Origin of the sequence: Peterkaempfera griseoplana (assembly GCF_001418575.1) — a bacterium.
Lineage (GTDB): Bacteria > Actinomycetota > Actinomycetes > Streptomycetales > Streptomycetaceae > Peterkaempfera > Peterkaempfera griseoplana.
On sequence record NZ_LIQR01000229.1, the window covers coordinates 1 to 5,164 of the forward strand.

A 5,164-nucleotide genomic window follows, 5' to 3' on the forward strand; every position below is an offset into this window, starting at 1 on the left:
GCGTGGGTGGAGGCCGGGGGTGGTCGCCATGGTGAAGCGTTTCGAAAGTGGCATGAGCCCGAGGCGGTGTCAACCGCCCTCGTGAGACTTGCCAACTGACGCCGGACAGGTCGCGCGGGCCGTCCCGAAACCCGCCTTTTCGGTCGCGAGCGACACTTTCCCAGGCTGTGGAGCCGTAATCGAAAAGTGATTCACTCAGCCTCTTGTCGTATCCGTAACGCATCGTTAGTCTCACGGCAACATCGAAGCGCTTCGACGCACTTTGTATGCCAAGTCGCACCATCGCATCACCGCCCCGGTGTCCCGGGCCGCGCGGTGACGAAGCTCTATTCGGACCTCAACGGCGAAGGGCCGCCCCCACCATGAGCATCGAGATGAACCGCAGAACCTTTGTGAACACGGCCGTGGCTGTGGCCGGCGCCGCCGCGATGGCACCACTGCTGACCGCCTGCGGTGACGGCGGCTCGAACAACAACAAGGGCAGTGCCAGCACCAAGACGGGCCTGAAGGCGGCGCTGCCGACCTATGTGGCCAGCAACTCGGTCAAGGCGGACATCCCGTCGGTGGCCGGCGGCGCCGACATCATGACCGACCCGGGCTTCCTCACCTACCCGGCCAACCCGGTCAGGACGGTCGACGGAGTCCCGGGCAAGGGCGGCAGCTACACCACCGTCACCCCGCTGTGGGGCACCGTGCCCACCCCGGGCAACTCCTTCTACGAGGCCATGAACAAGGCCCTCGGCGTCACCATGACGATGAAGCCGGCGGACGGCAACAACTACGCCACCATCGTCCCCACCATGACCTCCGCCAAGAAGCTGCCCGACTGGATCCAGCTCCCCACCTGGTGGAACCCCAACTTCAACGTCGGCGGCCTGGCCGGCACCCAGCTGGCCGACCTCACCCCGTACCTGGCCGGCGACAAGATCAAGAAGTACCCGAACCTGGCGGCCATCCCCAGCGGCGCCTGGCAGGCCGGCGCCTGGGGCAACAAGATCTACGGCATCCCGTCCTTCTCCAGCGGCTTCGTCATCGCCGGCACCACCTTCTACCGGCGCGACATCCTGGAGTCCAAGGGCATCACCGCCGACCAGGTCAAGTCCGCCGACGACCTCTTCGCCCTGGGCAAGGAGCTGACCGACGCCAAGCGCGGGGTCTGGGCCTTCGACGACGTGTGGACCTACCTCTTCCCCTTCTGGGGTGTCCCCAACAGGTGGACGGTCACGGACGGCAAGCTGGTCCACAAGTACGAGACGGACGCCTTCCTCGAGGCGCTCGACTGGCACAACAGGCTCGCCAAGGCCGGGTACATGCACCCGGACGCGCTGGCCGGCAAGGACGCCGACGGCACCACCCGCTTCTACGGCGGCAAGACCCTGATCGCCGGCGGCGGCACCGGACTCTGGAACCTGGCCGACTACCAGTCGGGCGCCGCCGCCAACAAGGCCTACCGGCGCGGATCCTTCAACATCTTCGCCGCCGACGGCAAGTCGACCCCGAGCCTCTTCCTCGGCACCTCCGCCAGCATCATGAGCTACCTCAACGCCAAGCTCACCAAGGACCAGATCGAGGAGTGCCTGGCGGTCGCCAACTACCTGGCCGCCCCCTACGGCTCCGCCGAGTACACCATGGTCAACTACGGTGTCGAGGGCACCCACTACACCATGGTGAACGGGGTCCCCACCGCCACGGACGACGGCAAGAAGTTCGTCCAGGCCCAGACCTTCCCGTTCCTGGCCTCGCCCCCCGCGGTGATCAGCAACCCCGGCCAGAACCAGATCACCCAGGACTACGCCGCCTGGCAGGCCGCCAACGTCAAGTACCTCTACAAACCGGTGTTCTGGAACATGAACATCTCCATGCCGACCTCGCTGGCGACCGCGGACGCCGCCCAGGCGGTCGAGGACACCCTCAAGGACTGCTACCACGGCAAGGCGAAGGTCTCCGACGTCCAGGCCGCCATCTCCTCCTGGAAGAGCGGCGGCGGCACCCGGCTCAAGCAGTGGCTGACCGACAACATCCTGGCGAAGTACGGCACCGGCCAGTAGGACCGCCGAGCCCCCTGCGGGTCCACGAGCCGGACCCGCAGGGCACCAGACCACTGTCGAGAGCAAGGAGGAGCCGTGGCAGGCACCGTCGCCACGAAGTCGGAGAAGAGCGAGCAGAAGGCTCCCGAGGACCGCCCCGGCACCGGGCACGTCAGACTCAACTGGCGGATCCGGCTGCGCCGGGACAAGTCACTGATCATCATGACGCTCCCGGCCGTGGCGCTGCTCCTCGTCTTCAACTACGCGCCGCTGTTCGGCCTGCTCACGGCCTTCCAGTACTACGACCCGCTGGTCGGCGTCTGGCACAGCGAATGGGCCGGCTTCGACCAGTTCACCGCGCTCTTCCAGGACCCCGTCTTCTGGAAGTCGCTGGAGAACACCCTCTATCTCAGCTTCGTCCAGCTGATCCTCTTCTTCCCCGTCCCGATCGTCCTGGCACTGCTGCTCAACACCGTGGTCAGCGAGCGGCTGCGCAACTTCATCCAGTCGATCGTCTATCTGCCGCACTTCTTCTCCTGGGTGCTGGCGATCACGATCTTCCAGCAGATGCTCGGCGGCGCGGGGATCCTCAACCAGTTCCTGCGCCAGCACGACATCGGCACCTGGGACATCATGACCAACCCGCACACCTTCGCCCTGCTGGTCACCTCCCAGGCGATCTGGAAGGAGGCGGGCTGGGGGATCATCGTCTTCCTGGCCGCCCTCGCCGCCATCGACACCAACCTCTACGAGGCCGCCGCCGTCGACGGCGCCGGCCGCTGGCGCCGGACCTGGCACATCACCCTCCCCGGCCTGCGCGGCGTGATCGTGCTGATGCTGGTGCTGCGCCTGGGCAACGCCCTGTCGGTGGGCTTCGAGCAGTTCCTGGTCCAGCGGTTCGCCGTGGGCCACACCGCGGCCGACGTGCTGGACACCTTCTCCTTCTACTACGGCATCGCCACCAACAACTACAGCTACGGAGCGGCGGCCGGCCTCTTCAAGAGTGTCATCTCGCTGCTGCTGATCTGGGGTGCGAACAAGCTGGCACACTACTTCGGCGAGGACGGGTTGTACCGCAAATGACCACCACACTCCCCCTGCAGCAGCGCCGCACCAGCACCCGTCCCGTCTGGGACGAGCAGCCGGGCGTGGCCGGCCAGACCGGCAAGGGCGCGATCCTCGCCGTGGTGATCGCAGCCGTGGTCGTACCGCTGTGGATCATCGTCGTCACCAGCTTCTCCAGCCAGGCCGCCATCAACCGGGCCGGCGGCCTGGTGATCTGGCCGGACGGCCTCACCACCGCGGCCTACCGGGAGATGCTCAGCGACCCCACCGTACGCACCTCGCTGGTGGTGAGCCTGCTGATCACCCTGGTGGGCACGGTGATCTCGATGGCCGTCTCGGTCCTGTGCGCCTACGGCCTCTCCCGCTCCCGCTCGCTGGGACACCGGGTGATCCTGATGCTGCTGATCATCACCATGTTCGTCAGCGGCGGTCTGATCCCCACCTTCCTGGTGGTCACCGGCCTCGGCGGCTGGGGGCAGTACTGGGCGCTGATCCTGCCGAGCGCGGTGTCGGTCTTCAACATCCTGGTCCTGAGGGCGTTCTACTCCAGCACCTCGGCCGAGCTGATCGACGCCGCCCGCATCGACGGCGCCGGCGACTGGCGGATCCTGTGGTCCGTGGTGCTGCCCACCTCCCGCGCGGTGACCGCGGTGATCACGCTCTTCTACGCCGTGGGCTACTGGAACTCCTTCTTCAACGTCATGGTCTACATGCCCACGGAGACCCAGAAGTGGCCCCTGCAGTATGTGCTGCTGACCTACGTCAACCGCGGCAACGGCCTGCCCGGCTCCCTCAACAGCGGATTCGGCAACGCCCACGCCGACACCGCGCCGCTCTCCCTCCAGATGGCCGTGGTCGTGCTGACCCTGGTGCCGCTGCTGCTGGTCTACCCCTTCATGCAGAAGCACTTCAGGACCGGTGTGCTCACCGGCGCCATCAAGGGCTGACACCCGACCCGGGCTGGGGCCGGCCCGTCCGGCGGACCGGCCCCCGCCGTAGAGCGACTCCCCGCCGCAGAGCGACTCCCCGCTGCGGAACGACTCCAGGAGACCTCCATGTGACCGGCAGCGCCCTCACGGCCGAGCGACAGCCGCCGCCCCGGTTCGGGGTCCGGCCCTGGGCGAGGCCCTCCGTAATGCACACTTCAGGCACCACAGGTACAGCACAGACATGAGGGAGAGCCACCACCGATGGTGACACTTGCCGAAGTGGCCAAGTGCGCGGGCGTCTCGTCGAGCACCGTCAGCTATGTGATCAGCGGAAAGCGGTCGATCTCCGAGGCCACCCGCCGACGGGTGGAGCAGGCCATCCACGACCTCGGCTACCACCCCAACGCCGGCGCCAGGGCGCTCGCCGGAAAACGCAGCCACATCATCGCCCTGGTGGTGCCGCTGCGGACGGACGTCTACGTCCCGATCATGATGGAGATCGCCATCGCGGTGACCGTCGCCGCCCGCCAGTTCGGCTACGACGTCCTGCTGATCACCAATGACGAGGGCCCCGAGGGCGTCCGCCGGGTCGCCGCCAGCGGACTGGCCGACGGTGTGATCCTGATGGACGTCGAACTCGACGACGACCGGATCCCGGTGCTGCGCGCGCAGGGCACCCACGCCGCCCTGATCGGCCTGCCCGACGACACCAGCGGCCTGGCCTGCGTCGACCACGACTTCGCCGCCGCGGGCGCCATGTGCGCCGACCACCTCGCCGACCTCGGCCACCGCGACGTCGCCTTCATCGGCTACAGCCCCGTGGTCTACCAGCGGCACGCCGGCTACGCCGAGCGCACCCTGGCCGGTTTCCAGAACCGCGCCCGGGAACGCGGGCTGCGGATCCTGCACCGGCCCTGCGAGGGCACCTACGACAGCACCGCCGGGGCCTTCGCCCGTATCCTCGCCGACCGCCCGGAGACCACCGGGTTCGTGGTGCAGAACGAGGGCGCCATCGGCCCGCTGCTGAGCCTGCTGCGCTCGACCGGGCGGATCGTCCCCGAGGACGCCTCCGTGGTCGCCCTGTGCCCGGAGAGCCTGGCCGAGCAGTACTCGCCCCGGCTGACCGCCGTCACCGGTCCGGCC

4 protein-coding genes are annotated in these 5,164 nt (G+C 67.9%); all 4 read left to right on the forward strand.

From position 1 onward, the window contains the following. Positions 1-362: 362 nt before the first annotated feature. A complete protein-coding gene (locus tag AOK09_RS17925; protein ID WP_157875932.1) occupies positions 363-2,048 on the forward strand; it encodes an ABC transporter substrate-binding protein in 1,686 nt (561 codons plus the stop codon). Between the two features lie 75 nt (positions 2,049-2,123). Continuing rightward, positions 2,124-3,110, forward strand: coding sequence for an ABC transporter permease (locus tag AOK09_RS17930; RefSeq protein ID WP_079063174.1), 987 nt, complete (start codon positions 2,124-2,126; stop codon positions 3,108-3,110). Beyond that, the gene (locus AOK09_RS17935) at positions 3,107-4,039 is read left to right on the forward strand and encodes a carbohydrate ABC transporter permease (RefSeq protein ID WP_055588218.1); all 933 of its coding nucleotides are present in this window, start codon (positions 3,107-3,109) and stop codon (positions 4,037-4,039) included. The genes AOK09_RS17930 and AOK09_RS17935 overlap by 4 nt, the downstream gene beginning before the upstream one ends. 243 nt (positions 4,040-4,282) lie before the next feature. Further along, positions 4,283-5,164 (forward strand): LacI family DNA-binding transcriptional regulator (locus tag AOK09_RS17940; protein ID WP_055588219.1); only part of this gene is annotated, 882 nt, incomplete at its 3' end.